The organism is Glutamicibacter sp. (assembly GCF_032154645.1).
Classification (GTDB): Bacteria; Actinomycetota; Actinomycetes; order Actinomycetales; family Micrococcaceae; genus Glutamicibacter.
The window spans coordinates 32602-56309 of sequence record NZ_JALDXV010000005.1 but is presented as its reverse complement, the minus strand read 5'-3'; the positions used below and the strand labels follow the sequence as shown (position 1 = coordinate 56309).

At 63.5% G+C, this 23708-nt stretch carries 26 protein-coding genes and 1 pseudogene; 17 read left to right on the top strand and 10 right to left on the bottom strand.

The genetic code is table 11. The features are described 5' to 3' along the window. Positions 1–6: 6 nt before the first annotated feature. Positions 7–1800: an HNH endonuclease signature motif containing protein gene (locus RUH64_RS06235; RefSeq protein WP_313812163.1), complete on the bottom strand. Its 1794-nt coding sequence runs from the start codon at positions 1798–1800 to the stop codon at positions 7–9. Between the two features lie 128 nt (positions 1801–1928). Between RUH64_RS06235 and RUH64_RS06230 the strand changes: the two genes are divergently transcribed. Genes RUH64_RS06230 through RUH64_RS06205 form a run of 6 tightly spaced genes read left to right on the top strand, consistent with a single transcriptional unit; the run spans position 1929 to position 7258 of the window. Beyond that, positions 1929–2180, top strand: coding sequence for a DUF3039 domain-containing protein (locus RUH64_RS06230; RefSeq protein ID WP_141362899.1), 252 nt, complete (start codon positions 1929–1931; stop codon positions 2178–2180). Positions 2181–2238: 58 nt separating this feature from the next. Then, positions 2239–4005, top strand: coding sequence for a DEAD/DEAH box helicase (locus tag RUH64_RS06225; RefSeq protein WP_313812162.1), 1767 nt, complete (start codon positions 2239–2241; stop codon positions 4003–4005). A gap of 36 nt (positions 4006–4041) precedes the next feature. Further along, positions 4042–5733, top strand: coding sequence for a phosphatidylglycerol lysyltransferase domain-containing protein (locus tag RUH64_RS06220; RefSeq protein ID WP_313812161.1), 1692 nt, complete (start codon positions 4042–4044; stop codon positions 5731–5733). Continuing rightward, a complete protein-coding gene (locus RUH64_RS06215; RefSeq protein WP_313812160.1) occupies positions 5733–5933 on the top strand; it encodes a hypothetical protein in 201 nt (66 codons plus the stop codon). Before RUH64_RS06220 ends, RUH64_RS06215 begins: the two co-directional genes overlap by 1 nt. A gap of 24 nt (positions 5934–5957) precedes the next feature. Next, positions 5958–6581 carry a hypothetical protein gene (locus RUH64_RS06210; protein WP_313812159.1) on the top strand — a complete coding sequence of 208 codons (624 nt, stop codon included), beginning with the start codon at positions 5958–5960 and terminating at the stop codon, positions 6579–6581. Further along, entirely contained in the window at positions 6578–7258 is a 681-nt protein-coding gene (locus RUH64_RS06205) for a DUF998 domain-containing protein (protein WP_313812158.1), read from the top strand. Before RUH64_RS06210 ends, RUH64_RS06205 begins: the two co-directional genes overlap by 4 nt. On the opposite strand, the gene RUH64_RS06200 is transcribed toward RUH64_RS06205, so the two are convergent. Then, the gene (locus RUH64_RS06200; RefSeq protein ID WP_313812156.1) at positions 7245–7838 is read right to left on the bottom strand and encodes an isochorismatase family protein; all 594 of its coding nucleotides are present in this window, start codon (positions 7836–7838) and stop codon (positions 7245–7247) included. The genes RUH64_RS06205 and RUH64_RS06200 overlap by 14 nt on opposite strands. Before the next feature lie 81 nt (positions 7839–7919). Beyond that, positions 7920–9218, bottom strand: a complete 1299-nt coding sequence (locus tag RUH64_RS06195) for a nicotinate phosphoribosyltransferase (RefSeq protein WP_313812154.1) — start codon at positions 9216–9218, stop codon at positions 7920–7922. A 145-nt stretch (positions 9219–9363) separates the two neighbouring features. Here RUH64_RS06195 and clpS point away from each other — a divergent pair, with 145 nt between their 5' ends. The 4 genes and pseudogenes from clpS to RUH64_RS06175 all read left to right on the top strand — a co-directional run. Beyond that, positions 9364–9648: an ATP-dependent Clp protease adapter ClpS gene (gene clpS, locus RUH64_RS06190; protein WP_313812152.1), complete on the top strand. Its 285-nt coding sequence runs from the start codon at positions 9364–9366 to the stop codon at positions 9646–9648. 2 nt (positions 9649–9650) lie between these two features. Beyond that, entirely contained in the window at positions 9651–10229 is a 579-nt protein-coding gene (locus tag RUH64_RS06185; RefSeq protein ID WP_313812151.1) for a DUF2017 domain-containing protein, read from the top strand. A gap of 7 nt (positions 10230–10236) precedes the next feature. Continuing rightward, a complete protein-coding gene (gene murI, locus RUH64_RS06180; protein ID WP_313812150.1) occupies positions 10237–11160 on the top strand; it encodes a glutamate racemase in 924 nt (307 codons plus the stop codon). Further along, positions 11157–11951: pseudogene (locus tag RUH64_RS06175) on the top strand (MBL fold metallo-hydrolase); the annotation flags it as partial. The gene murI and the pseudogene RUH64_RS06175, both read left to right, overlap by 4 nt. A 192-nt stretch (positions 11952–12143) precedes the next feature. Here RUH64_RS06175 and RUH64_RS06170 read toward each other — a convergent pair. Continuing rightward, positions 12144–12821: a CatA-like O-acetyltransferase gene (locus tag RUH64_RS06170; RefSeq protein ID WP_313812149.1), complete on the bottom strand. Its 678-nt coding sequence runs from the start codon at positions 12819–12821 to the stop codon at positions 12144–12146. A gap of 155 nt (positions 12822–12976) precedes the next feature. Between RUH64_RS06170 and RUH64_RS06165 the strand changes: the two genes are divergently transcribed. Then, positions 12977–13417 carry a PACE efflux transporter gene (locus RUH64_RS06165; protein ID WP_313812147.1) on the top strand — a complete coding sequence of 147 codons (441 nt, stop codon included), beginning with the start codon at positions 12977–12979 and terminating at the stop codon, positions 13415–13417. A gap of 87 nt (positions 13418–13504) precedes the next feature. On the opposite strand, the gene RUH64_RS06160 is transcribed toward RUH64_RS06165, so the two are convergent. The 3 genes from RUH64_RS06160 to RUH64_RS06150 form a co-directional block, all read right to left on the bottom strand. Continuing rightward, positions 13505–14731, bottom strand: coding sequence for an FAD-dependent oxidoreductase (locus RUH64_RS06160; RefSeq protein ID WP_313812146.1), 1227 nt, complete (start codon positions 14729–14731; stop codon positions 13505–13507). Between the two features lie 36 nt (positions 14732–14767). Then, complete coding sequence (gene folE, locus RUH64_RS06155; protein WP_313812145.1) at positions 14768–15319, bottom strand: GTP cyclohydrolase I; 552 nt, start codon at positions 15317–15319, stop codon at positions 14768–14770. A 105-nt stretch (positions 15320–15424) separates the two neighbouring features. Then, a complete protein-coding gene (locus tag RUH64_RS06150; RefSeq protein ID WP_313812144.1) occupies positions 15425–15898 on the bottom strand; it encodes a hypothetical protein in 474 nt (157 codons plus the stop codon). 91 nt (positions 15899–15989) lie between these two features. Here RUH64_RS06150 and RUH64_RS06145 point away from each other — a divergent pair, with 91 nt between their 5' ends. From RUH64_RS06145 to rdgB, 3 genes are read left to right on the top strand one after another with little or no spacing between them, the layout of a single operon-like run. Beyond that, a complete protein-coding gene (locus tag RUH64_RS06145) occupies positions 15990–16649 on the top strand; it encodes a helix-turn-helix domain-containing protein (RefSeq protein ID WP_313812143.1) in 660 nt (219 codons plus the stop codon). A 45-nt stretch (positions 16650–16694) separates the two neighbouring features. Next, complete coding sequence (rph, locus tag RUH64_RS06140) at positions 16695–17429, top strand: ribonuclease PH (protein WP_313812141.1); 735 nt, start codon at positions 16695–16697, stop codon at positions 17427–17429. Beyond that, on the top strand, positions 17426–18061 hold the full coding sequence (gene rdgB, locus RUH64_RS06135) for an RdgB/HAM1 family non-canonical purine NTP pyrophosphatase (RefSeq protein WP_313812140.1): 636 nt from the start codon (positions 17426–17428) through the stop codon (positions 18059–18061). The genes rph and rdgB overlap by 4 nt, the downstream gene beginning before the upstream one ends. An 80-nt stretch (positions 18062–18141) precedes the next feature. Here rdgB and RUH64_RS06130 read toward each other — a convergent pair whose 3' ends face one another. Genes RUH64_RS06130 through RUH64_RS06120 form a run of 3 tightly spaced genes read right to left on the bottom strand, consistent with a single transcriptional unit; the run spans position 18142 to position 21271 of the window. Continuing rightward, a complete protein-coding gene (locus tag RUH64_RS06130; RefSeq protein ID WP_313812138.1) occupies positions 18142–19842 on the bottom strand; it encodes a CotH kinase family protein in 1701 nt (566 codons plus the stop codon). Positions 19843–19853: 11 nt separating this feature from the next. Continuing rightward, positions 19854–20627: a polyphosphate polymerase domain-containing protein gene (locus RUH64_RS06125; protein ID WP_313812137.1), complete on the bottom strand. Its 774-nt coding sequence runs from the start codon at positions 20625–20627 to the stop codon at positions 19854–19856. Continuing rightward, positions 20624–21271: a DUF4956 domain-containing protein gene (locus RUH64_RS06120; protein ID WP_313812136.1), complete on the bottom strand. Its 648-nt coding sequence runs from the start codon at positions 21269–21271 to the stop codon at positions 20624–20626. The genes RUH64_RS06125 and RUH64_RS06120 overlap by 4 nt, the downstream gene beginning before the upstream one ends. 350 nt (positions 21272–21621) lie before the next feature. Between RUH64_RS06120 and RUH64_RS06115 the strand changes: the two genes are divergently transcribed. The 3 genes from RUH64_RS06115 to RUH64_RS06105 are packed head-to-tail and all read left to right on the top strand — an operon-like array spanning position 21622 to position 23634. Next, positions 21622–21981, top strand: coding sequence for a GntR family transcriptional regulator (locus tag RUH64_RS06115; protein WP_313812134.1), 360 nt, complete (start codon positions 21622–21624; stop codon positions 21979–21981). Positions 21982–22024: 43 nt separating this feature from the next. After that, positions 22025–22942 (top strand): ABC transporter ATP-binding protein, encoded by a 918-nt coding sequence (locus RUH64_RS06110; RefSeq protein WP_313812132.1) that lies wholly within the window; start codon positions 22025–22027, stop codon positions 22940–22942. Continuing rightward, on the top strand, positions 22939–23634 hold the full coding sequence (locus RUH64_RS06105) for a hypothetical protein (RefSeq protein ID WP_313812130.1): 696 nt from the start codon (positions 22939–22941) through the stop codon (positions 23632–23634). The genes RUH64_RS06110 and RUH64_RS06105 overlap by 4 nt, the downstream gene beginning before the upstream one ends. Positions 23635–23708 lie beyond the last annotated feature (74 nt).

The following is a 23708-nucleotide window of genomic DNA, read 5'->3' as shown; positions in this document are numbered from 1 at the left end:
CGGTACTCAGCGTTGCTTGCGCGGTTTGAGCTGCTTGGGGATTCCGTCAGGGCAGTAGTTGCGGCGCAGCAGCTGCTGCGGGTCGCGGTCCTTGGGGAGCAGTACCCAGGGCAGGCCCTGTTCCCACTGGACCTGAATCAAGCCCAGGTCCATCTCCATATGGTGGGTGCCGCAGCCGGGCACGGTGTTCTGTGCGCAGGTTTTCCCGCCGTGGCTGAAGGGCTTGATGTGGTGGAATTGCAGCTGCTCCACCGGGGCGGTGCAGCCGGGAACGATGCAGTACCTGTCCCGTGCAAGCACCGCCTTTTGGAGCGCCTCGGGCACCAGCCGCACCGCCCGGCCATAGTCGAGCAGCGACCCCTTGGAGTTGAAGACCGCCGGGATCACGTCAGCATCGCAGAGCATGCGGCGCAGGGCTGACGGCGCAAGCACGGTGCCGTTCTGGGTTTCGGCGCGGGACGAGGCGATATTCCGCAGGTCCTCGACCATCAGATGCACGATTAATTGCGGACGCAGTCGGCGCCGGTGCCTTCCCGGATCGGCAGGTGGACCGGCAGGCGGCGCGGGAGGCCCATCGGGCTTGTGTGCGGGATCTTGCCAGCCGAAGAGCGGGTCTTGACCCGATGGGGCGGCCCCGTCGGTATCTGAGTAGCTGCAGTCGTCGAAGTACTCGAATTGCAGCAGGTCAAGCAGGGCATTGACGGCGCGTTCGACCGGTGCGGCCTCGTCGACGAACTGCTCGTCGTCCTCCCAGCGGGTGTTCTGCCCCTCGGGCAGCAGGTCGAGGATCGAGTTGCCGAGCACGTCGCCCGGAGCATCCGAGGAAGGTTGATCCGGGGAGCCGCCGGCAGCGGGCCGGGCGGAGTCGGGATTTTTGCGCGCAGCCTGGCCGGCCTGGGTGCGCGGGTTGCTGGCATGGGCGCGAAATGAGTCGATCAGTTCGCCCTCCAGAGTGGACACGCAGAGCAGGTAGCGGCGCTCATAGGGGCTGGTGATCGGCAACGGGAACAGGCCGCGGCGGATGCGCGGCGGTGGGTCGCCCCGGTCGTTCCCGGTGGTGGCCTCCGTGATCAGGTTGCCTACCGCCTTCAGCGCGGCCGCCTGGGTGAACTCTTCTTCCAGCGCCCGCGCCGCGTGCTCTTCCACCGTCTTGCCGTCGGCATGGCGCAGGGTTGGTTCGGTGCGTATGCCGTCAAATGTCCGGTCCTTGGGCTCGGCCTTGGCCAGCTTGGCGCTGATCAGCCTGACGGTGGCAGGGTTGACCTCGGGGTCTGCGAACTTTGCTGCGAGATGGGTGAAGCGGGCGGGCAGCGGGGCGCCGGAGGGGGAGCGACGGCCGATCAGGTCCTGGGCGTCCAGCACCGCCCGGTGCATCATGCCGTAGCTGTTGCCGGTCCATGCCGCGAGCAGTTCGGCGGGGTTTTTATAGCTGTTGCGTCCGCGGGCGCGAGCAGGCTCGACGCTGGTGTCGGCGGGCGAGCAGCGTAGCGACTCCAGCTCTTCCTGGGCCAAGGAATGCGCCGCCGTGGCGCAGGCGCGGTCGGCGGCAGTCAGTTCCATGCGGGTCGCCTCATGTGACAATTCTTGGGCGGCGGAGGCCAGCAGGAGCGCCAAACGCGGGTCGTCGGTGGTGCTGAGGTTCAGCCGCAGCCCTGCCACCAGCTGCAGGGCGTCGGTGAAGAGCGCGCGCAGGTCGGCCCCCGTGGGGACGGCGTCGTCGCCCAGGAATTTGCCGGCGGCAAGGTGCTGCTGCAGGGTGATGATGGCGGGGCGCAGGCCCGCCGCGTGGTGCGTGCTCATGAGTCCAGTGTTCTCCCGCGATCAAGCAGCCGGGAGTGATTGGCCGCGGGGTGTGGAGAACGCGGATGTGGAGAAGCTCCCACGTGTATTTCACCCATTGCGCGGTGCCACGTACTAGACTTGATGGCATGGTGGAACAGTCAGAAGAAACCCGCGGCGGCACTGCAACGATCGAACGGACCGAGGTCCGCGAGAACATTGAGGCCGGCGACCACGAGCGCTTTGCCCACTACGTGCGCAAGGAAAAGATCATGGAGTCGGCGCTGTCCGGCGAGCCGGTGATCGCCCTGTGCGGCAAGGTGTGGACCCCGGGCCGCGACCCGCAGAAATTCCCGGTGTGCCCGGAGTGCAAGGAAATCTACGAATCCTTGATGGGCTAGTGCGCGCGCTGAATTGCGCACTACCTCAGACACATGCACGCGGCCGGGAAAAGGGTAAATGACCGAGACACTATTTGACTTTGGTGACAAGCTTCCACTGGAAGACAAACTGCCGGTAGCCTATCCGGAGCGTGCGGCCTGGGGCACCGGGCCGAAGCTTCGCGCCTGGCAGGCCGAGGCGCTGGCCAAGTACTTCGAGACCGAGCCGCGCGACTACATGGCCGTGGCGACCCCCGGCGCAGGTAAGACCACCTTCGCGCTGCGCCTGGCCAAGGTGCTGATCGATTCGGGCAAGATCAACCGCATGATCGTCGTCGCCCCCACCGACCACCTGAAGAAGCAGTGGGCCGACGCCGCGGCGCGCGTGGGCATATCGCTTGACCCGAACTACAAGAATTCCGACGGCCGTCATGGCTCGCACTACCTGGGCGTCGTCGTCACCTACGCCCAGGTGGCGCTCAAGCCAGCGGTGCACCGCGCGAAAACCGAGAACGCTCGCACCCTGGTGATCATGGACGAGGTCCACCACGCGGGCGACGCGCTCAGCTGGGGCGACGGCATCCGCGAGGCCTTCGAGCCTGCCACCCGGCGCCTGGCGCTGACCGGTACGCCCTTCCGCTCCGACTCGGCCCCGATTCCGTTCGTGCAGTACATCGATGAGGGCGACGGCATCCGCCGCTCCAAGGCCGACTACACCTACGGCTACGGCAATGCCCTGGCAGACCACGTGGTGCGCCCGGTGCTGTTCATGGCCTACTCCGGGGCGATGCGCTGGCGCACCGCCGCGGGCGAGGAGATGGAAGCTAACCTCGGCGCCGGCTTCACCAAGGACGTCACCGCCCACGCCTGGCGCACCGCGCTGGACCCGCACGGCGACTGGATCCCTTCGGTGCTGCAGGCAGCTGACCGCCGTCTGTCGGAGGTGCGCCGCACCGTGAAGGACGCCGGTGGACTGGTGATCGCCACCGACCATGAGGACGCCCGCGGCTACGCGGCCCAGCTGGAAGCCATCTGCGGGGAAAAGGTCACCACGATCCTCTCCGACGACCCCAAGGCCTCGGAGAAGATCGACGAATTCTCCGCCTCCGATGCGCGCTGGATGGTCGCCGTGCGCATGGTGTCCGAAGGCGTCGACGTGCCGCGGCTGTGCGTGGGCGTGTACGCCACCTCCACCTCCACCCCGCTGTTCTTCGCCCAGGCCGTCGGCCGCTTTGTGCGAAGCCGCAAGCGCGGCGAGGTGGCCAGCGTGTTCCTGCCCTCGGTGCCGGTGCTCATGGCGCTGGCCAACGAGATGGAAGTGGAACGCGACCACGCCCTAGACCGCGAGGGCTCGGACGCGGATCAAGGGCTGGAAGACGACCTGCTGGAGGCGGCGAACAAGGAAGACAAGGCCAGCGACGAGCTGACCCGCAGCAAGTTCGAGGCGCTGAACTCCCAGGCCTCCTTCGACCGCGTCCTGTTCGACGGCGGCGAATTCGGCACCGGAGCGGAGCTGGGCAGCGACGAGGAGCTGGGCTTCCTGGGGATCCCGGGGCTGTTGGACACCGAGCAGGTCTCCGAGCTGCTGCGGGCCCAGCAGAGCCGGCAGATCAGCGGCGGCGGAACCAAACCGGCCCCGGTTTCCGACCATCGGCGCATGATGGATCTGCGCACCAAGCTGTCAAAGAACGTGTCCGCCTGGTCGGCGCGCACCGGCACCCCGCACGCGCAGATCCACACCAAGCTGCGCAACGTCTGCGGGGGGCCCGCGGTGCCCCAGGCCACCGCCGACCAGCTGCAGGCGCGCATCGAGAAGCTGCAGGACTGGTTCGTCGGGCGCAAATAGCGCCGCTCGCTGGCAACCTGGTGGGATAATCCTGCTATGACCAGTGCACATTTATCTGCGGTAGCCCAGGTTCGCCGGCGCGACAAGGCGCGGGCGGCGGCCGCCTATCTAGCCATCGCGCTGGCGGTGCTCAGCCTCGTCGAACCGTTCTTCCGCCCGCTGCAGACCTTGGTTCCGGCGCTGCTGCCCGAGTTTTTGATTCAGATCTCCCGGGTCTACGTGATCTTCGGGGCCTTTGGGCTGCTGGTCCTTGCTAAATATCTGCGCGCGGGCAACCGGGTTGCCTGGGCGGGCTCCCTGGGGCTGCTGGGGCTGAACACGGTGCTGCACCTGGGCAAGGTATCGGATCTTGTGGTCGCGGTGCTCAGCGCCGGGGCGCTGATCTGGCTCGCCTGTGAGCACCGCGCGTTTCCCGTGCGGCCTGGCAGGGCCTTCACCCGCAGGGTCCTGGTGGTGGCCCTGGTGGTGATGTCCACCGCCACGCTGATCGCCGCGGGCGTGCTGGTGCGGCATGTGAGGCGCACCGGGCAAAGCTTCGGCGACGGGCTCGCCGAGGTGTTCGGAACCTTGGATTCGGAACTGCACGAACCGGCCGCCCACCCCCACGTTGCGGCGTTGATCGCCCTGGTCTTCTGCCTGCTCGGCGTGATCGCCTGGCTCTTTTGGGACGGGCTGCACCCGCGGCGCAGCGGCACGCGTGAACACCGCGCCGCCAGGGAACGGGCCCGCGCGGTCTTCGCGGCGCACGGCGGGGGAACCCTTGACTACTTTGCGCTGCGCGATGACAAGGACTGGTTCTTCCTGCACCATTCGATGGTCGCCTATGCGGTGCGCGGTTCGGTCGCGCTGGTCTCCCCGGATCCCATCGGACCCGAAGCCGAGCGCGAGGAAGTCTGGGCCGAATTCATGCTCTTCGCCGAAAGGCAGGGGCTGTCGGTCAGCGTGATGGGCGCCGCCGCGCAGTGGCTTGAAACCTATGAAGCCAGCGGCCTGCGCCCGATCTACCTGGGCGACGAGGCGATCGTTGAGTCCGGCGGATTCACCCTGGCCGGCAAGAAGTCAAAGTCCCTGCGCCAGTCCCACGCGCGGCTGCTGCGTGCGGGCTACCGGATCGAACATCTCATGGCCCCGCAGGTACCTGCCCGGCTACGCGAGCAGCTGCTGGAACTGAGCACCCAGAGCCGCCAGGGGGAGGCCGAACGCGGATTCTCGATGACGCTCTCGCGGCTGTTCGATCCGTTGGACACCGAGCTGCTGCTGTCCATCGCCTTCGACGCCGACGATGCGCCGCAGGCATTCATCCAATGGGTGCCGGCTCCCGCGCTCGACGGCTGGTCGCTGGATGTGATGCGCCGGTCCACCGCCGAGGACCTGCCCGGCGGGCTGACCGACTTCATCATCATCGAGACCATCCTGATGATGGCAGGCCAGGGCAGGGGCGGACTGGGGCTGAACTTCGCAGTGCTGCGCGATGCGGTGGACCCCAGCGCCAAGGCCTCGCGCCTTGAGAAGCTCGTGGCCAAGCAGGCATCCAAGCACGCGCAGGTGGCGTCGCTGTACAGGTTCAACGCGAAGTACGATCCACGCTGGGCCCCGCGCTATGCGGCGGTGGGCACCGTTGACCTGTGGCTTGCCCAGGGCCTGCGCATCGCCCAGGCGGAGGGCTACGCGGAACTGCCCGGCATCGAACGCTTCGCGGCCCGCGGCGAAGGCAGGACGGAACGCTGATGCTGCTGGCACTGGCGGCGGGCGTTGCGGCGAGCGTGGGCTACGGCGCCGCCTCGGTATTTGAAGCCGTGGCGGCCCGGCGCGCCTCGGGAGCCGGAGTCTTCACCCAACCGATGTTCCTGTTGGGCCTCGTGTTGGACCTGCTGGCCTGGGCGGCGTCGCTGTATGCAATGCAATTCCTCACCGTGTTCACGGTGTAGTCGCTGCTGGCAGGATCTCTGGTGGTGACGGTGCTGCTTTCGCGCTTGGTCTTCAAGACCCGGTTGGGCGCAGCGGCGCTGTGGTCCATGGGTGTACTGGTACTCGGGCTGGTGGTGATCGCCCTGTCCACCGGCGAGCAGCCGGCGGGCAGCGCGCCAGGCTTTCTGGCTGGCTGGCTCGGTGTGCTGCTGGTGCTGCTGGTGGCGGCGCTCGCCGGGGGTTACCGACGGCATGCGCCGGTGCTCTTCGCGCTCATTGCAGGGCTTTCGGCGAGCATCGCAGCACTGGCGGCGCGCGGCCTTGAGCTTTCGGAGTTTTCGCTGCGGCTGTTGACGCAGCCGCTGCCGTGGATCATCCTCGGCAGCGGGGTCGTGGCCATGGTTTCATATACCAGGGCCCTGGAACAGGGGGCGGTGGGGAGCATGACGGGGCTCTACTCGGTGGTTGAGGTGCTGGTGCCGGGCATCGCAGGAATGATCCTGTTTTCCGACGCGGCGCGGCCGGGCTGGGAAGTTTATAAGTTTGCCGCCATCGTGTGCGCCCTGGGTGCAGGGGTGTTTTTGGCGCTGCGTTCGGGGTCTGAGGCATTGGCGGCGGTAGCAGGCGGCGCACCGACAGATACACTGTCCCCAGGGGGCGGAGCATGAACAAGAACAACTTTGACGGGGCTCGGGCCGCGGCGGGCCGCGCCGCCCTGGGCGCCGGGGCCGTGGTGTATTCTTCGGGCATGGCGGCGGAGGCGCTGCTGAAGTGGCCGTTGAACCCCACCACCACATTATTGTCAGAACTTGCTGCCAGGGATCGCAGCTACCGCAGGATCTTTCAGACCGGGGATTTGTGCGCCGGCGGCCTGTTCGCCGCCTCCGGTGCGCTGCTTGGCGCGCGGGAGGGGAAACTGCTGCCGCTGTGCCTGGGGGTGTTCGGCGCGGCAACCATCGCCGACGCACTGAGCCCGCTGGATTACCCGATCTCGCATGCTTCGCTGCGGCCGGGGCACCCCGCGGGGCAGTGGACCCCCAGCGCCAGCCACACCGCGCACTATGTGACCACCACGATTGCCGGCAGTGCCGCCGCGGGGATCTGCCTGGTGCACTGGCGGATGGCCCGCAGCCTGCCGCCCCAGCACCCGGCGGCGGGCGTGGTGCGCAGGATCGCGGCCCCTGCCGTGGTGGGTCTGCTGCTGACCGGGGTTGCCACGCTGGCCTCCGACAAGCTGCTGCCGGGCATGGTACAGCGGGTGCAGACCCTGGGATTCAGCGCCCTATGTGTGGACCTTGCCGCAATGACCGCCCGCCGGCGTCGTTGGCGCGCTACCCGAGGGTGAGGACGGTGACCCCCGCCGCGCGCAGTTCGTCGTTGACCGCCGGCATATTCTGCGGGGTGACTGCAGCGGTGAACGGGCTGATCACCGTGGTGGCGAAGCCCTGAGCCGCAGCATCCAGGGCGGTGGCCCGCACGCAGTGGTCGGCGGCGAGGCCCACCACATCCACCGCCGTAATCCCGCGGCCCTTGAGCCAGTCGCCCAGCAGGGCGCCGGACTCGTCGGCGGCGTCGGCCGCTGGGTCCAGCAGCCGCGCCTCGAATCCCGAGTAGGCTGCGGCAAAACGGCCCTTGGCAAAGTGCGCGTCGACGTTCAGCCCTGCCAGCTGCGGGTGCAGTGCGGCCCCGGCGGTTCCCGCAACACAGTGCACCGGCCAGGAATCCACGTAGTCGGGGGTGGCAGAGAAATGCGCCCCCGGCTCGATGTGCCAGTCCTGGGTGGTGACGACCGCCTGGTAGGCCTCGCGCCGTTCGGCCACGTCGGCTGCGATCCCGGCGGCCACGGTGTTGCCGCCGGCCACCGCCAATGCGCCGCCCTCGCAGAAGTCCGGTTGCACATCGATGATCAATAGGGCTCGGGTCATGGCAGTCTCCGTGGGGTCGTACGGCGGGTAGTTCGTGGCAAAAAGCGTAGCGCTGCGGGCTGTGAGATCCGTGGGAGCAGGCTAACTGTGCACCATGATGGTAGGGATCACAGGCTCGCCGCGCTGCAGCTTGCGGGCCTCTCCGGGCATCTCCTGGATGGAGTCGTGGTGGCGGGCCACCGCCCTGGCCACGCCGGCCGCGCCGATGAACGAGGCGTCCACCTCGCCGTCGACGACCAGCGGCACCATCAGGTCGCGCTCGGGCTCGCCGGTGCTGTACTCGCTGGTGGAGACGACCTCCGCCACCGCACGGCCGCGGTCGTTGAGCTGGCGCACCGCGAACTTTCGTCCCCCGACGCTTGCCTTGTTCGCGGCGGCCTTGGCCACCGAAACCCATTGACCGGCGTCGTCCTGACGGGAGACCAGCTTGTAAACCATGGAAGCGGTGGGGTGTCCGGAGCCGGTGACCAGGGCGGTGCCCACGCCGTAGGCGTCCACCGGGGCGCTGGCTAGGGCGGCGATCGCGTATTCGTCGAGGTCCGAGGTCACGGTGATCTTGGTGTTCCAGTTGCCTAGGTCGTCCAGCAGTTTGCGGACCCAGCCGGCCTGCTGGACCAGGTCGCCGGAGTCAAGGCGCACGCCGCCCAGCTGAGGTCCTGCCACATCCACGGCGGTGCGCACGCCGGTTTCAACATCGTAGGTGTCCACCAGCAGCGTGGTGCCCCGGCCCAGGGAAGCGACCTGCGCCTCGAAGGCGGCGCGTTCGGAATCGTGCAGCAGGGTGAAGGAGTGCGCGGAGGTGCCCAGGGTCTTCAACCCGTAGCGGGCTCCCGCCTCCAGGTTGGAGGTGGCGGTGAAGCCTGCGATGACCGCGGCGCGGGCGGCGGCCACGGCGGATTCCTCGTGGGTGCGGCGCGAGCCCATCTCGATGCACGGGCGGTTGGCGGCGGAGGCGATCATGCGCGAGGCGGCGGAGGCGATGGCCGAATCGTGGTTGAGGATCGAGAGCAGGTAGGTTTCGATCACGCAGGCCTCGGCGAAGCTGGATTCCACCATGAGCAGCGGCGAGTTCGGGAAGTACAGCTCGCCCTCGGCATAGCCGGTGATGCTGCCGGTGAATTTGAAGTGCTCCAGGTACTTCAGGGTTTCGGCGTTCACCACCTTGTTGTCGCTCAGGAAGCGCAGCTCGTCGTCGCCGAAGTGGAAGTCGGCCAGTCCTTCGAGCATCCGCCCGGTGCCTGCGACCACGCCGTAGCGGCGCCCGTCGGGCAGGCGGCGGGAGAAGGCCTCGAAGACGCTGCGGCGGTGGGCCGCGCCGGAGGCCAAGGCCGCCTGCAACATGGTCAGCTCATAGTGGTCGGTGAAGAAGCTGCTGCGCATGAACGCTCCTGGATCGAAGTGGTGCTCCTGGGCCCGCACCCTGCCTGAATGCAGGGGAGCCGGAATTCACTGTATAACGGGTCGCGGTGCTTTGGTGATTTCACTGCTCCGCGTGGCGCACAGGCGGCGGGCGTAAAATGGAGGCATGACCGCAATGCCCGATGTTTTATCCTCCCCGCAGATCCGCGCGACTGAAGAGAAGGCGTGGCGCCTGATCGTGTGGAACGACCCGGTGAACTTGATGAGCTATGTCTCCTATGTTTTCCGTTCCTACTTTGGCTTCAGCCCGCAGAAGGCCGACAAGCTGATGATGCAGGTGCACAACGACGGTTTCTGCACGGTGCGCAGCGGTGCGCGGGAAGCCATCGAGTCGGATGTTCAGGCAATGCACGGCTTCGGCCTGCAGGCCACCATGACCCAGGAGGCCTAGGCATGGCCAAGGCCTTTAAGTACGGTTCGCGCGGCATCACCGGAACGCTGCATTCGGCCGAACGCAAGCTGCTGCGCGAACTCTTCGGCGACATCATCCACATGCTCGAAGAACGCGCGCAGGTGCACCGGCTGCCCGAGGACGTAGACCCGCTCTACGCGCTGACCGGCATCCGCCCCGCGGATCTGGCCCTGCCGCCGATCAGGGACGCCGCACTGGCCCGGCTGCTGCCCGATGCCAGCGAAGACCGGCAGGTTGCCGACGAACACCGCCGGCTGACCGAGTCTGACCTGATCGCCGACAAGCTCGGCCGCCTGCGCGAGGCGCAGTTCCTGCTGGAAAGCGATAAAATCGTGCTTGATCCGGCCGGCGCCCAGCGTTTTGCCCAGGCGCTGAACGATGTGCGCCTGGTGCTGTCCGAGCGCCTGAACATCCGCGACGAGGCAGATTCCGAACGGATCGCACAGATGGTCGACGCCAAGGATGTGACCACGCCGGATGAATACCTGGCGCTGGTGTACAACCTGGTGTCCTGGGTGCAGGACACGTTGATGTATGCGCTGATGGACGCCGAGAACTAGGACATAAGTGAATTCATTTTTTGCCACCGGACAGGTTTCGGTGCCGGAGGCCAACACGCCGATCGGCATCTTCGACTCTGGGGTGGGCGGGTTGACCGTTGCCCGCGCCATCATCGACCAGCTCCCCGGCGAGTCGCTGATCTATGTGGGGGACACCAAAAACTCGCCCTATGGGCCGCTGCCCATCGCCCAGGTGCGCGCCAATGCGCTGGGAGTGATGGACGAACTGGTCGATGCGGGGGTCAAGGTGCTGGTGATCGCCTGCAACTCGGCCTCCGCCGCGGTGCTGCGCGATGCCCGCGAACGCTACACCGCACGCTACGGCATCCCGGTGGTGGAGGTCATCCAGCCGGCGGTGCGCCGTGCGGTGGCAGGCACCAAGAACGGCAAGATCGGCATCATTGGCACCCAGGCCACCGTTGGCTCGCGCGCCTATGAAGACGCCTTCGCCGCGGCCCCGAACCTGGAGGTCACCTCCGTGGCCTGCCCGCGCTTCGTCGAGTTTGTGGAGTCTGGCGTCACCGCCGGGGCGGAGCTGCTGGGCGTCGCGGAAGAGTATCTGGCGCCGCTGCAGGCGGCAGGGGTCGACACGCTGATCCTTGGCTGCACGCACTACCCGCTGCTCACCGGCGTGATCTCCTATGTCATGGGGGACTCGGTGACCCTGGTGTCCTCCGCCGAGGAGACCGCCAAGGACACCTTCCGCGCCTTGACCCGGCACTCGCTGGTGCGCGATGACGGGGTTGCGGCGCGTCACGAATTCCTTGCTACGGGCAACGCTGATAGTTTTGGGGTACTGGCTCGTCGTTTCCTTGGCCCCGAGGTATCAGCGGTGCGCCACGTGGACCATGTGGCCGCCCACTATCCGACCGGAGCCATCGCGCGGGTGACCCCGCAGATGATTGCCGCGTCGAAAGCGAGTACCGAATGAAGCTGACCATCATTGGATGCACCGGGTCTTTCCCTGGGCCGGGATCGCCCGCGTCCTGCTACCTGGTGTCCGCCTTTGATGGCACCCGGGACTGGAAAATCCTGCTGGATCTCGGTTCCGGAGCACTCGGCGTGCTGCAGCGCTACACGGACCTGAAGGACATCGATGGGATCATGATTTCCCATCTGCACCCAGACCACTGCATGGACCTCTGCGGCCTGCATGTGGCCATCCGCTGGGATCCCAATGGCTGGGGCAGGGAAAAGATGCTCGTGCACGGCCCGGAGGATACCGCCAACCGCATCGAAACCGCCTACGGCCTGCCCGAGGGCGACACCATGCACCAGGACTACAACTTCAAGGTGTGGGAGGCGCTGAAGCCGGTTAATCTCGGCCCGTTCACCATCACCCCGTACCCGGTGCGTCACCCGATCGAGGAGGCCTACGCACTGCGCGTGGAGGCCCGCGAGCCGGGGCCGGACGGCGAGATCCTGACCAGTGTGTTGACCTACTCGGGTGATACTGACTCCTGCGACGGATTGGTACAGGCGGCTCACAAGGCGGATATGTTCCTCTGCGAGGCTGCCTTCGAGGAAGGCCGCGACGATCATATCGACGGGGTGCACCTGACAGGCAAGCGCGCCGGCGAAATGGCCAGCGCCGCGCAGGCAGAACGCATGCTGCTCACGCACATTCCGGTGTGGACCGACATCAACAAGGTCGTCGACGAGGCCAAGGAAACCTATGACCGCGGCATCGCCGTGGCGGTTTCAGGGGTCACCTACGGCGTGTACTCCGGCAGCCTCAAGGATGGCAAGGACCCGGATCTGTTCAAGGGCGACAAGGGCACCGACTACCTCAAGACGCGCACCGGCTCGCTGCCGGTGGTCAAGTACGAGAAGACCCGCAAGTTCCCGCTGCTCAAGCGCAAGAAGTAGTTCCCCACCAAGCATTCCCGCGGGTCGGCGCCATGGAGTTGGCGCCTACCCGCGGGGGTTAAGCCAGCTCAGGTCGGCGCAGAGGTCGGTGAAGTCGTTGATCAGCCGTGCGCTGTGGAACCCGTCCATGGCGGCGTGGTGCACCTGAAGCGCCAACGGCAGGTAGACGCGGCCCGCCCGTTCGACGTATTTACCCAGGGTGATGATCGGTGCCAGGTGCTCCTGGTCTTTGGCGATGTTGAGGTTGAAGCCGGTGAACGAGCTCCACGGGATCGATGAAATGTCGAAGGAGTTGGCCGGAGGTTCGCCCAGCGGGAAGAACTTCGTACTGTGTTGGTGCGTGTCCAGCAGCTGCACGACGCGGTCGTGGAACTGCTCAAAATCGTGGCTGTATTCCGCAGGAACCGCGCAAAAACCTTCCGTGGCCGGGTTGAAGATCGTGATGACCGGATGGACCAGGGGCCAAATGGCCGGCACCTGGTCCTCGAGGAGGGTCAGCCGGGCCTCGGGGAGCCGATTGACGGCGGTGGCCAGCACCCAAATCTGCGTTGGGTAGGTCTTGAACCGTGACTCATGCAGGGCGTAGACCAGATCGGTCACGTCGACCTCCACCGTCATGGAGTACGTGCACGGGGAGGCCTTGAGGAAATGCTGAAAGTGTTCGGCGCGGGGCCATGCGGTGAGGTCGATGTGCTGCGCTTCGGGGACGACGATGTGACTCATCTGCACATCTTTGCATGATTCCGTTGCTGGTGAGCTTGATTACCAGTAGATGCCACGAACATTTCGGCGTGCTACCTTGGGATTAACCAACAACGACCATGGACGCGAACCCTGTGACAAGGACTTCCTGTGGTACACCGCAAGGAGAGAAAATCGTGTCCGCAACGCTTCGTCGTGTGATCTATGTCCTGTCCTACGAGCTGATCGCCGTCACCGCGACCACCATCGGCCTCTGGGCGCTGGGCTACTCTGGCTCCCACTCTTCCATGGTGGCGATCGTTTCTTCCGGCACCGCCCTGGTCTGGAACTATGTGTTCAACCTGCTTTTTGAAGCCTGGGAGCGCCGCCAAGACTCGGCTTCGCGCACGCTGGCACGCCGTGTGGCCCACGCCCTGGGATTCGAGGGCGGTCTGGTGCTGATCCTGGTTCCGCTGCTTGCACTAATCCTGCAGGTCACCGTCCTTGAGGCGCTGGTTCTGGAAGCAGGGCTGCTGCTCTTCTTCCTGATCTACACTTTCGTTTTTGCCTGGGTCTTCGACCAACTGGTGCCTGCGGCCCACACCAAGAACAAGGAATCCGCCGCGGCAAACAGCTAGACAGAACCCCTGCACGCCCGCCGCGGCCCGCACCCCTCGCAGTATCTGGGTGCCGGTCGCGGCGCTACCGGGCAGGGAATCTAGAACTTAGACTTCGCCCAGGGGAACCGTCGGGTCGGCAAGCCTGGCAAGATCCACGCTCCGGTTGGACAGGATCAGCGCCTTCACCTCGTCGACGACATCCCAGATATTCACGTTCATGCCCGCCAGCACCCTGTTATCCGAGCTGACCCAGAAGGCCAGGAATTCAAGATCATCGGTGGTGCCCCGCACGATGATCTTGTCATAGGAGCCGTTCGGGGCGTGCCCGATGTACTCCATCCCTAAGTCGTATTGATCGCTGAAGAAATACGGCAGCTCGGTGTATTCGGTGGCGCTGCCGGTGATGCTAGCTGCGACGGCGGCGGGCTGGTTCAGCGCGGTGGCCCAGTGCTCCACCCGCACGCGGTGCCCAAGTACCGGGTGCGCATGATTGGCAATATCACCCACGGCGTAGATATCAGGGTTGCTGGTCCGCAGCGCCGCGTCCACCAGAACTCCGTTCTCCACCTCAAGCCCCGCCGCGGCGGCGAGTTCTACCTCCGGGGCCACCCCGATGCCGATGAGTACCGCATCCGCCGGTACCACCTCGCCGTCGGCGAGCGTGACTCCAACGGCCTGGGAACCCTTGGTCGCCAGCTCGGTGATCTTCACCCCGGTGCGCAAATCGACGCCATGGGCCGCATGCAGTCCGGCGAAGACCGCGGCATTCTGCGGGCCGAGTACGTTCAGCAGGGGAGCCGCGGCACCCTCCAGGATCGTCACGCTGGTATCGGCTGCACGCGCCGCGGACGCAACTTCCAGCCCGATCCAACCGCCGCCGATGACCACGAGGTTCTTGCCGCTGCCGAAATGGCGGCGGATATTGGTGGAGTCTTCCACGGTGCGTAGGTAGAAGACATTTGTCGCATCGGTCCCCGGCAACGGCAGCTTCCGGGGTACCGATCCGGTGGCGAGGATGAGTTGATCCCAGTCGACGCTGTCCCCGGCGTCGGTGTGCAGCGTCTTGGCGGCGGGATCGATGGAGGTAACGCGGGTGTTCTGGAGCACCGTGATGTGCTGCTCTCGATACCAGGCGGCGTCGTGCACCAGCGCGTCGGTAAATTTGCTTTTCGACTGCAGGTAGTCCTTGGAGAAGGGTGGGCGTTCATAGGGGAGGTGGTCTTCGGCGGCGAAGATGCTGATGGCTCCCTTAAAGCCCTTGTTGCGGAGCTCTTCGGCGCTCTTGGCGCCTGCCAGTCCGCCGCCGACGATTGCCACATGCTGCTGTCCCATCGCAGGTTCCTTTCGAATGTTGTGCAAGATGACCGGTTAGTTCATGAGCCCCGAGAACGACAGGAATTCCTGTCGTGCGCTGGGGCTGCGGCGCAGGTGGCCGAGCAGGGCTGAGGTGACGGTGCTGGTGCCCGGGGTGTTGACCCCGCGCAGTGTCATGCACGAGTGCTCGGCGGCAATGACCACGCCCACCGCGCGGGGGTTCAGCTCCTGCTGCAGCCAGCTCGCGATCTGCCCGGTGAGCCGTTCCTGGGTCTGCGGACGGCAGGAGAAGTGCTCGACGATGCGTGCAAGCTTGGACAGGCCGACGATGCGCTCGCCGGGAAGGTAGCCGACGCAGGCCCTGCCGGTAAAGGGCAGCAGGTGGTGCTCGCACAGGGAGCGAACCGGGATGTCGCGCACCATGACCAGCTGGTCGTATTCTTCCTCGTTGGGGAAGGTCGTGAGGTTGAACTCCCGCGGGGTCAGCATCTGCGCCCAGGCCTGTGCCATCCGTGCGGGGGAGCGCTGCAGGTGGACCGCGTTCAGATCCATGCCCAGGGCGGCAAGGAATTCGCCCGCCGCGCGTTCGGCGGCGTCAAGGTCCATCGTTGGGGCAGCGCCGGGCGAGGGCACCTGCCCTGGGCAGACCCAGGTCTGCCGGGGCGAGTGCGTCGTCCAGATCGATCTGTTCATCGAGCTGCGTGAAATTATTCATTTACGTCCACCTTGAGCGTGTTTTGCACCCCAGGGGGCGTCGTATTGAGCGGCTAAGCGGGTCAGCGCCAGAGCTGCGACGAACAGGCCTACATCGCGCAGTGCGATGTCCAGCACGCCGCCGAGCAGCAGCAGATTGACCACGATGCCCAGCAGCCAGAGGGCCACTACGTAGCTTGAATAACGTGGTTTAACTGCGATGCCGATGGCTGCGATGATTTCCACCACACCGACGATGTACATCGCTGTCTGTGCCGAAAACGGCAGGAGGCCGACAACCCAGTCCGAGAGGTACGCGGGCCAGTAGGTCATCACATTTGTGAATTTGTCGACGCCCATCAGCAGGGGAAGGACGACGAATCCGAGGCGCAGAATCCAAAATGCGCTGAACGACGGGTCGCTGCGGACCCGTGCACCGATGCTTGCCTGAGTCAGTGAAGCCGAAGACCTTTCACTGAATGCAGCATTCATGATCACCACCTTCTAAAACTAATATTGGTAAGTCTTAGAATTCTCCTCGGAAACCTTTTTGTCAAGATCCATTGTTGATAGAATTTATGCCATGACGAAGAACCAGCATGCAGCCTCCGATGCGGTCATCAAATCGCTGGGCGACCCGGTGCGACGACGCCTTTTCGACTTCGTTTCACGCAGCGAGCAGCCCGTAGGCCGCGACGAGGCGGCCAAAGCCGCCGGCACCAGCCGTACGCTGGCCGCCTACCACCTGGACAAGCTCACCGAGGCGGGCCTGCTGGCCACCACCTATGCCAGGATCCAGGGCAAGACCGGCCCCGGGGCCGGACGTCCTGCCAAGCTATACGAACTGGCCCAACAGGAAATTGCGCTGAGCGTTCCGCCGCGCAACTACCGGCTGCTCTCCAGCCTGCTGGCGACGGCCGCCGCCTCGGATGACTCGGGCATCGTCCAAAAGGCGCTGCTTGCCGCGGCGCGCCAGGAAGGTGAAAGCCTGGGTGCCGGAGCCAAGGATCTGCTCCAGCTGCTCGGTGTACTGGGCTATGAACCGGTACAGGAGGCCGATGGCAGCATCTGCATGGAAAACTGCCCCTTCCACATGGTGGCCCAGCATCAGACGCAGCTGGTGTGCTCGATGAACCACCAGTTGATCGAGGGGGTGCTGCGGGGCTGCCAATGCGCCGCCGGGCAGGCCGAGCTGAGCCCGCGGCCGGGAAAATGCTGTGTGGTGATCCACCCCGGCACCTAGCGACCGGTTGGCGAAGTGCCGCCTGCCAGTGGATAGGATGGAGGTATGACTTTACGTGCCGACGGCCGAGGCGCCGCGCAACTTCGAGACATTACCATCACCCGCGGCTGGTCCGCCCAGGCAGAGGGGTCTGCGCTGATTGAATTCGGCAATACCCGCGTGCTGTGCACGGCATCCTTCACCGAGGGCGTGCCGCGCTGGCTCAAGGGCGAAGGCACCGGTTGGGTCACCGCCGAGTACGCCATGCTTCCACGGGCCACCAACACCCGCAATTCCCGTGAATCGGTCAAGGGCAAGCTCTCGGGCCGCACCCACGAGATCTCCCGCCTGATCGGTCGTTCCCTGCGAGCAGTGGTGGACACCAAGGAACTGGGCGAGAACACCATCGTGCTTGACTGCGACGTGTTGCAGGCCGACGGCGGCACCCGCACCGCGGCGATCACCGGAGCCTATGTAGCCCTGGCGGAAGCCATTGAGTGGGCCCGCTCGCAGGGCATCTTGAAGCAGAATGCCAAGGTGCTCTCCGACTCGGTGGCGGCGATTTCCGTGGGCATCATCGACGGCACCCCGATGCTTGACCTGCCTTACGAGGAAGATTCACGCGCCGAGACCGACATGAACGTTGTGGTGACGGGCTCGGGCGACTTCGTCGAGGTGCAGGGCACCGCCGAGGGGGTTCCCTTCAAGCGTGCCGAACTCGACGCGCTGCTCGACCTGGCTCTGGTGGGCACCACCGAACTGGCACAGATCCAGCGCGAGACGCTGCGGGCCGCCAAATGAGCGCACCGGTAGTGGTCCTCGCCTCGCACAATGCGGGCAAGCTGCGCGAACTGCGCGAGCTGCTGCGCGGCCAGGTGCCGGGACTGGACGTCGACACCCAGGTGATCGACGCCGCCACCGCTGGCGCCACCGACCCAGTTGAAGATCAGGTTACCTTTTCCGGCAACGCGCTGAAGAAGGCCCGCGAGGTGGCGGCCTCCACCGGGCTGATTGCCCTGGCCGACGACTCGGGGCTGAGCGTTGACGTGCTCGGCGGAGCACCTGGCATCTTCTCCGCGCGCTGGTCCGGCGTGCACGGCAACGACGAAGGCAACATCGACCTGCTGCTGGCGCAGCTGGGTGATATCGCCGAGGAACACCGCGGAGCACAGTTCGTCTGCGCCGCCGCCCTGGCGACGCCCGGGGGAGCCGAACACGTCGAGCTGGGGAAGGTAGAGGGCAAGCTGCGCACGCAGCGCGCCGGCGAGCACGGCTTTGGCTACGATCCAATCTTTGAACCGGCTGGATCCGGCAAGACCATGGCGGAGCATTCGCCGGAGGAAAAGAACGCCACCTCGCACCGCGCCCGTGCCTTTGCGGCCCTGCTGCCATCGATCATCGACGAGGTCACCAAGGCGCTGTCCGACGCTTAGCGCGGCCGGCCAAGAAAGCAGAGAGCCAAGGCTCCGCGGTTCGCATCGAACCGCGGAGCCTTGGCTCTCTGCCACCGGTCTTAGGATTGGGCGGAATCATCGTCCCTGGTTGAACGAGGCTGGGCGGCGGAACCTGCGCCAGGCTGAGTCGCGCTGGCCTCGCCGGTGAAGAACGCCTTGATCTTCGCCGCGTCGCTGCTGATGGTGTCGGCGTCGACAAGGTCCGAGGCCTGTTCGGTCAGCAGCGCACTCCATTTGTCCAGAATCTGTTGCGCCTTGCCCGAATCGTAGAGCTTCGCCTTCAGATCGCTCTTGGCCTGCTCAACCTTGGCATTGAAATCATCGTTGGCCAGGAAGCGGGTCACCAGCGCATTCGACTTGGATCCGAATCCCCGCCCGCCGCCTGCCTGGGTATTTCCCTGAGCGGTGTCATCCTGACCCTGCTCCTGCTGCTGGTCGTTCTGTGCGTCGTCCGGATTCTGGCCGTCGGGCATCTGAGGACGATCCCCGGTTGGAGGCTGCATTCCCTGCATGCTGATTCCGGAGGGCATCTTGCCTTGGGCGAGGGACTTGAGCACGTCCAGCAATTTGGAGCCGTCATTGAGGGTCATTCCTTCGGGCAGTGCTGCACCTTCGGGAAGTTTACCGTCAAGAATTTGGCTCTTGGCATCGGTGAGGTTCGTGCCATCCGGGAGGAAGCGCTTGAGCATTGTTTCGGCGTTGAATTCCCGTTCGCCTCCCGGAGCTTGTCCGCCGCCGGGCGCTTGCCCGCCGCCCATGCCGCCCATGCCGCCGAAGGAGAGATTCTGATCCCAGGCTACGACGGTCATCGTGCCGCTGTCATTGTCGTAGCGCAGGTAAGAATTGTTGCCAGGTCCGTCGATGTCATCGCTGTTTGACACCAAATCCTGCATTGCCAGATAGGTGGCAAACTGGTCGATGTCGAGGTTCTCACTTAGCTTCGATGCGAAATCCTGATCCGAAGAATTGTTGACGAAGTTCAAGAATTTGGCCACGGGGGTCAGGTCGTCCTTGCCGGCTTCTACGCTGAAGGCGGATTCATAGTCGCTGCCGTTGTCCCCGCGGTAGGAATAGTCGCCCGTGGAATCGGCCTTGTAGGTGATGCCGTCGCCATTGAAAGTTTCCTCGCTGTATAGTTCGTCCGAGGGATTGTCGATGACCAGCCGCAGCTGAGCATCCGAACCATTGAGACTGAACTTGGTTGCTGCCGCGTGTTCGGTGGCAAGGCCTGCCTCGCCGAGCAGTTCCAGGGCTACGGCTTCGTTGAGCGAAGTTTCCGATGTATTGGTGCGCACCACGAATTGAGTTCGTCCTGAGTAGCTTTGATTGTCAACGAACTTGTCCAGGCGAATCTGCCACGGCAGGTCGGCCGGATTTGAACTGGTGTCGGCTTGCCGCAGGGTCGAGTTGCCCTTCAGACGCAGGCCGACGTTGGAGAATTTCTTCCCGTCGATCGTGACATCGGCGCTGACCCATTCCTTGGACTGGTCGTCTTCGTAGGCCTTGAGCGCCTTCTGCACCGCATCGTCGTCGACGTCAACGCTGATTTCATGGACTTGGTCGCTGTTGAAAAAGGCTGCTGTTTGGGTGCTGACCTTTGAGTTCACAATATCGCTGGAACTCGAAGCTGTGGACGCGGCGGTGCAGCCTGCCAGTGCTAGGGAGGCAACCGAAAGCGAGGCAACCATCACGGTCAGCCGCCGTGGCTTGCGCGCATGCTGTTTGGGGTTTGGCGCCGATGTTGGGTCGATGCGGGGCATGGTTTTAGCTCCTAGGGCTGGGGGATTAGTTGGGTGGTGATTTTGTGTTTGGTGCTGTGGTGCCAGCGGTTGGATGGCAGATGTTCATGTATCAGGCTCAGCCCAGTGGCGAATTTGGATATTCGCGAAGGGCGGATTCCATGGCGCCATAGCAGCTTGTCCGCAGGTCCGGCATTCAGTGCGGATTTGGTTTCGACAATGACCTCGTTGCACCTCAGCTGCATTCCGGAGCGCGGGTCATTCCACAGAAGTTTCTCGTCGATGGTGACGCGGCTGTTTGTTTCGGCAAGATATAGCGTGGTGCGGTCGTAGGAAGATTCGATGACCGGACTGAGTTCTGCAACGTTGATCGGGCAGGAGCCCAGGTCGTGGGCGAGCGTTGTTGCGATATATTCGGACGCTTCCGCATTTAACGCATGTCGGGACAGGAAGTCATGCTCAACGCGTTCCTTCACCGTTTGAGCCCGGGCCCCTTCGGTCTTGACTTCGAGATAGCAGTCCTTCGAATCCATGTAGCTGCGGGTTCGAATCTTGAACCTTCGTCTCCGCGGGTGGGCGGCCAGGTGGTAGCTGTCCAGCCGAGGTGTGTCGAAGTACACCGAGGCGTAACTGAAGGAACGCTGTTCATTGATGCTCAGTACTCTTGATCCAGTTGCGAGCAGCGGCAGCAGCAGTTGTGCTTGCGTGATGGACAGGATGTATTTGCGGTCGGTGCGGGTTTGCAACGCCGCGGTCTCATTGAGTTCTTCCAGGCTGATGCCCGGCTGATCTGCCGCCCAGTTCATCGTGTCTCCTGCGCGATGACTTCGTGGTCGGCAATCGTACGCGGTATGGATGCATCGGTGAGGCCCTGAAGCCCAGCGGTTGAGTCTGCAACTGGGACATCTGGTGTGGAGAATCGGGCCCGGACGACCGTCTTGTCATTGACCAGATCCAATAGCTGAACGCTGTATTGATGAATTTTCGCTCCACCAAGGACGGTGCTGAGGTAGGACTCCAGCTGCTGCTCCGTGGTGAACGTCCGGTCCAGGACCACTTCCTGATGACGGTACCGGGGGAGCACCTTGGCGTTATCAACCAACAACATGACAACAAGGATCAAGGCGATCAGGGCGATCGGAATCCATGCGGGCGTTGGCCCCATGCCGGAGATCAGGCCGATGGCCAGCGCCGAGAAGTAGTAGGCGATTTCGTGCTGTTCCAATTCGGTGGAGCGCAACCGGATGATTGACAACACCCCGAAGAGCCCCATGCCCAATCCGACGCCCACCGTGCTGGAAGACAATGCGGTTGCGACTGCGAAGACCCCGACATTGATGCCGAAGTATGAAACTACGAGGTCTCGTCTTCGATGCCGGGGCAGATAGAGGCAGGTGGTGAGCACACAGATGGCCAACAGGTCAACGGCGGCAAAAAGCAAAATGTTCATCGGGAAATTCCTTGAAAGGTTCATCGGTGCAGGGGGTCGATTAAAGGTTTGTATCTACGTCTGTGTGATGACTTTGGCAAGGTTTTGAACGGTCTAAGGCGCACGTCGGAAGGCGATTTCTACGGTGGCCTAAGGGTGAATTCTGTGAGCGGAAAGTGACGGAATTCCGCGGAATATCGCTCCGTTTGGCCTTCGTTGTATGCGAATGGTTTAAAAGTGCTTTGAATCTCTATGCGCGCTAAGGGTTGCATCGATGGCGCCGTGGTTCTATGGTTAGTTACATGAGTAACTAACCAATGAACTAATTGGTTGGTGAAGACATAAAAGATGAAGCATGGAAAGGAGTCGCTGTGATCGATGATTCCAAACCGATCTTCATCCAGATTGCCGAACTGATCGAGAATGACATCATTTCCGGCACTCTTGCCGAAGAAGCGCAAGTTCCATCTACGAATGAATTTGCAGCCTTCTATCGCATCAACCCAGCCACCGCGGCCAAGGGCATCAACCGATTGGTCGATGAAGGGCTGCTGTACAAGAAACGGGGAATAGGAATGTTTGTCGCACAAGGTGCACCGCAAAAATTGCGGCGTCAGCGGCGTGAACATTTTTCAAATCAGTTCATCACACCCTTGAAAACCGAAGCCGCGAAGCTTGGAATCGAACTCGATGAACTGATTGACATGATCAAAAATAACTCGCCCCAGTAGCGCTGCGGCGCCGGCGAACAGCAAACAACATCAGGGACAAGCCATGAGTGAAATACCAGCAATCCTCACCCGGGCATTAAGCAAAACCTATAAAGATGTCCGGGCATTAGACAACGTCAATCTCAGCCTTCCAGCAAACCGAATCTACGGATTACTCGGCCGCAACGGGGCCGGAAAGACCACCTTAATGTCCATCCTGACAGGACAAAATTATCCAAGCAGCGGCGAAGCAGAGATCTTTGGACATGCTCCGTTCGAGCACGATGCGACGTTGTCCCGGGTCTGCTTCATCCGCGAATCTCAAAAGTATCCCGATGACTTCAAGGTATTTCAAGCCTTCAAGGCAGCGTCGATGTTTTTTGACAACTGGGATGAACAATTGGCACAGGAACTCATCCAAGCCTTTAATCTGCCGGTCAAACGTCGAATCAAGAAGTTGTCGCGCGGTCAGCTTTCAGCGGTGGGCGTGATCATTGGCATCGCCTCGCGGGCAGAAATCACGTTCTTCGATGAGCCGTATCTTGGTTTGGACGCCGTGGCGCGACAGATCTTCTATGACCGCCTTATTGAAGACTTCGCCAATTATCCGCGCACCATCGTGCTTTCAAGCCACCTCATCGATGAGGTCGCCAACCTGCTGGAACACGTGATCGTAATTGATCAAGGCAGGATCATTATCGATTCAGAGGCTGAAGAACTACAGGGGGCGGCCGTGACAGTTACCGGCGGGGCGCAGAAAGTCGAAGAGTTCATTGCAGGATACCCGGTGATCCACCGCGATGCCTTGGGTTCCCTGGCCAGCATCTCCGTCCGTGCACGACTTACCGCTGAACAACGCGAACGGGCCCAAAACCTGGGACTGGAACTCAGCCCGGTATCGCTTCAACAGCTCGTGGTCCGAAGCACGCTGAATTCAAATCCGGACGAGGCAGGAACTTCCGAGAGGCAGGCCATCAAATGAGCCGCATCATCAAGGTTGCACGCATGCAGTTGATCAACAAATGGACCTTTGTCGGCATACCGCTGATTATCCTAGCCGGCTCGTTCCTCTTCACCTTGGCGATTTGGTATCTGGTTCGTCGCGGCGGTGCCGAAGGAATCCTCTACGGCGGAGGAGCCCAAGCGCCCATGTGGTACTTTCTGGCCCTGGGAATTCAAGCGCTGACATTAACCTTCCCCTTCGCCATGGCAATGAGCGTGTCACGACGAAGCTTCTATCTGGGAACCGTGGCACTCTTCGCCGGCTGTGCACTGATCCTCTCGGTGTTCTACTACCTCATGGGTCTACTGGAAGTTGCCACCGGAGGGTGGGGAGTCGACGGAAGATTCTTCGCATTGCAATGGATTGCAGGCAACAACTGGCTGATTCAAATCCTGTTCTACTTCATGCTCATGCTCGTACTGTTTATGATCGGATTCTTTGCCGCAACGCTGTACATGCGGTGGAGAACCACCGGAGTGCTGGTGTTCAGCATCGGACTGGGACTGCTCTTGCTGGGTGCGGTTGCCCTGATCACCTTAAGCGATTCGTGGCTGGAAGTAGGACGCTGGCTTGCGGCGTGGACGGCCGCCGGAGCCACCGGGCTGGGCGCATGCCTCGCAGTACTCCTTGCTGGATCTTCCTATCTGACCCTGCGCAAAACAACGGCCTAATCTTGTGGCAATGGCGGGTTGGAACTACAGCGGGATAGGTACTTGAGCCTGCCGGCAGACAAAAATGTGGGAGC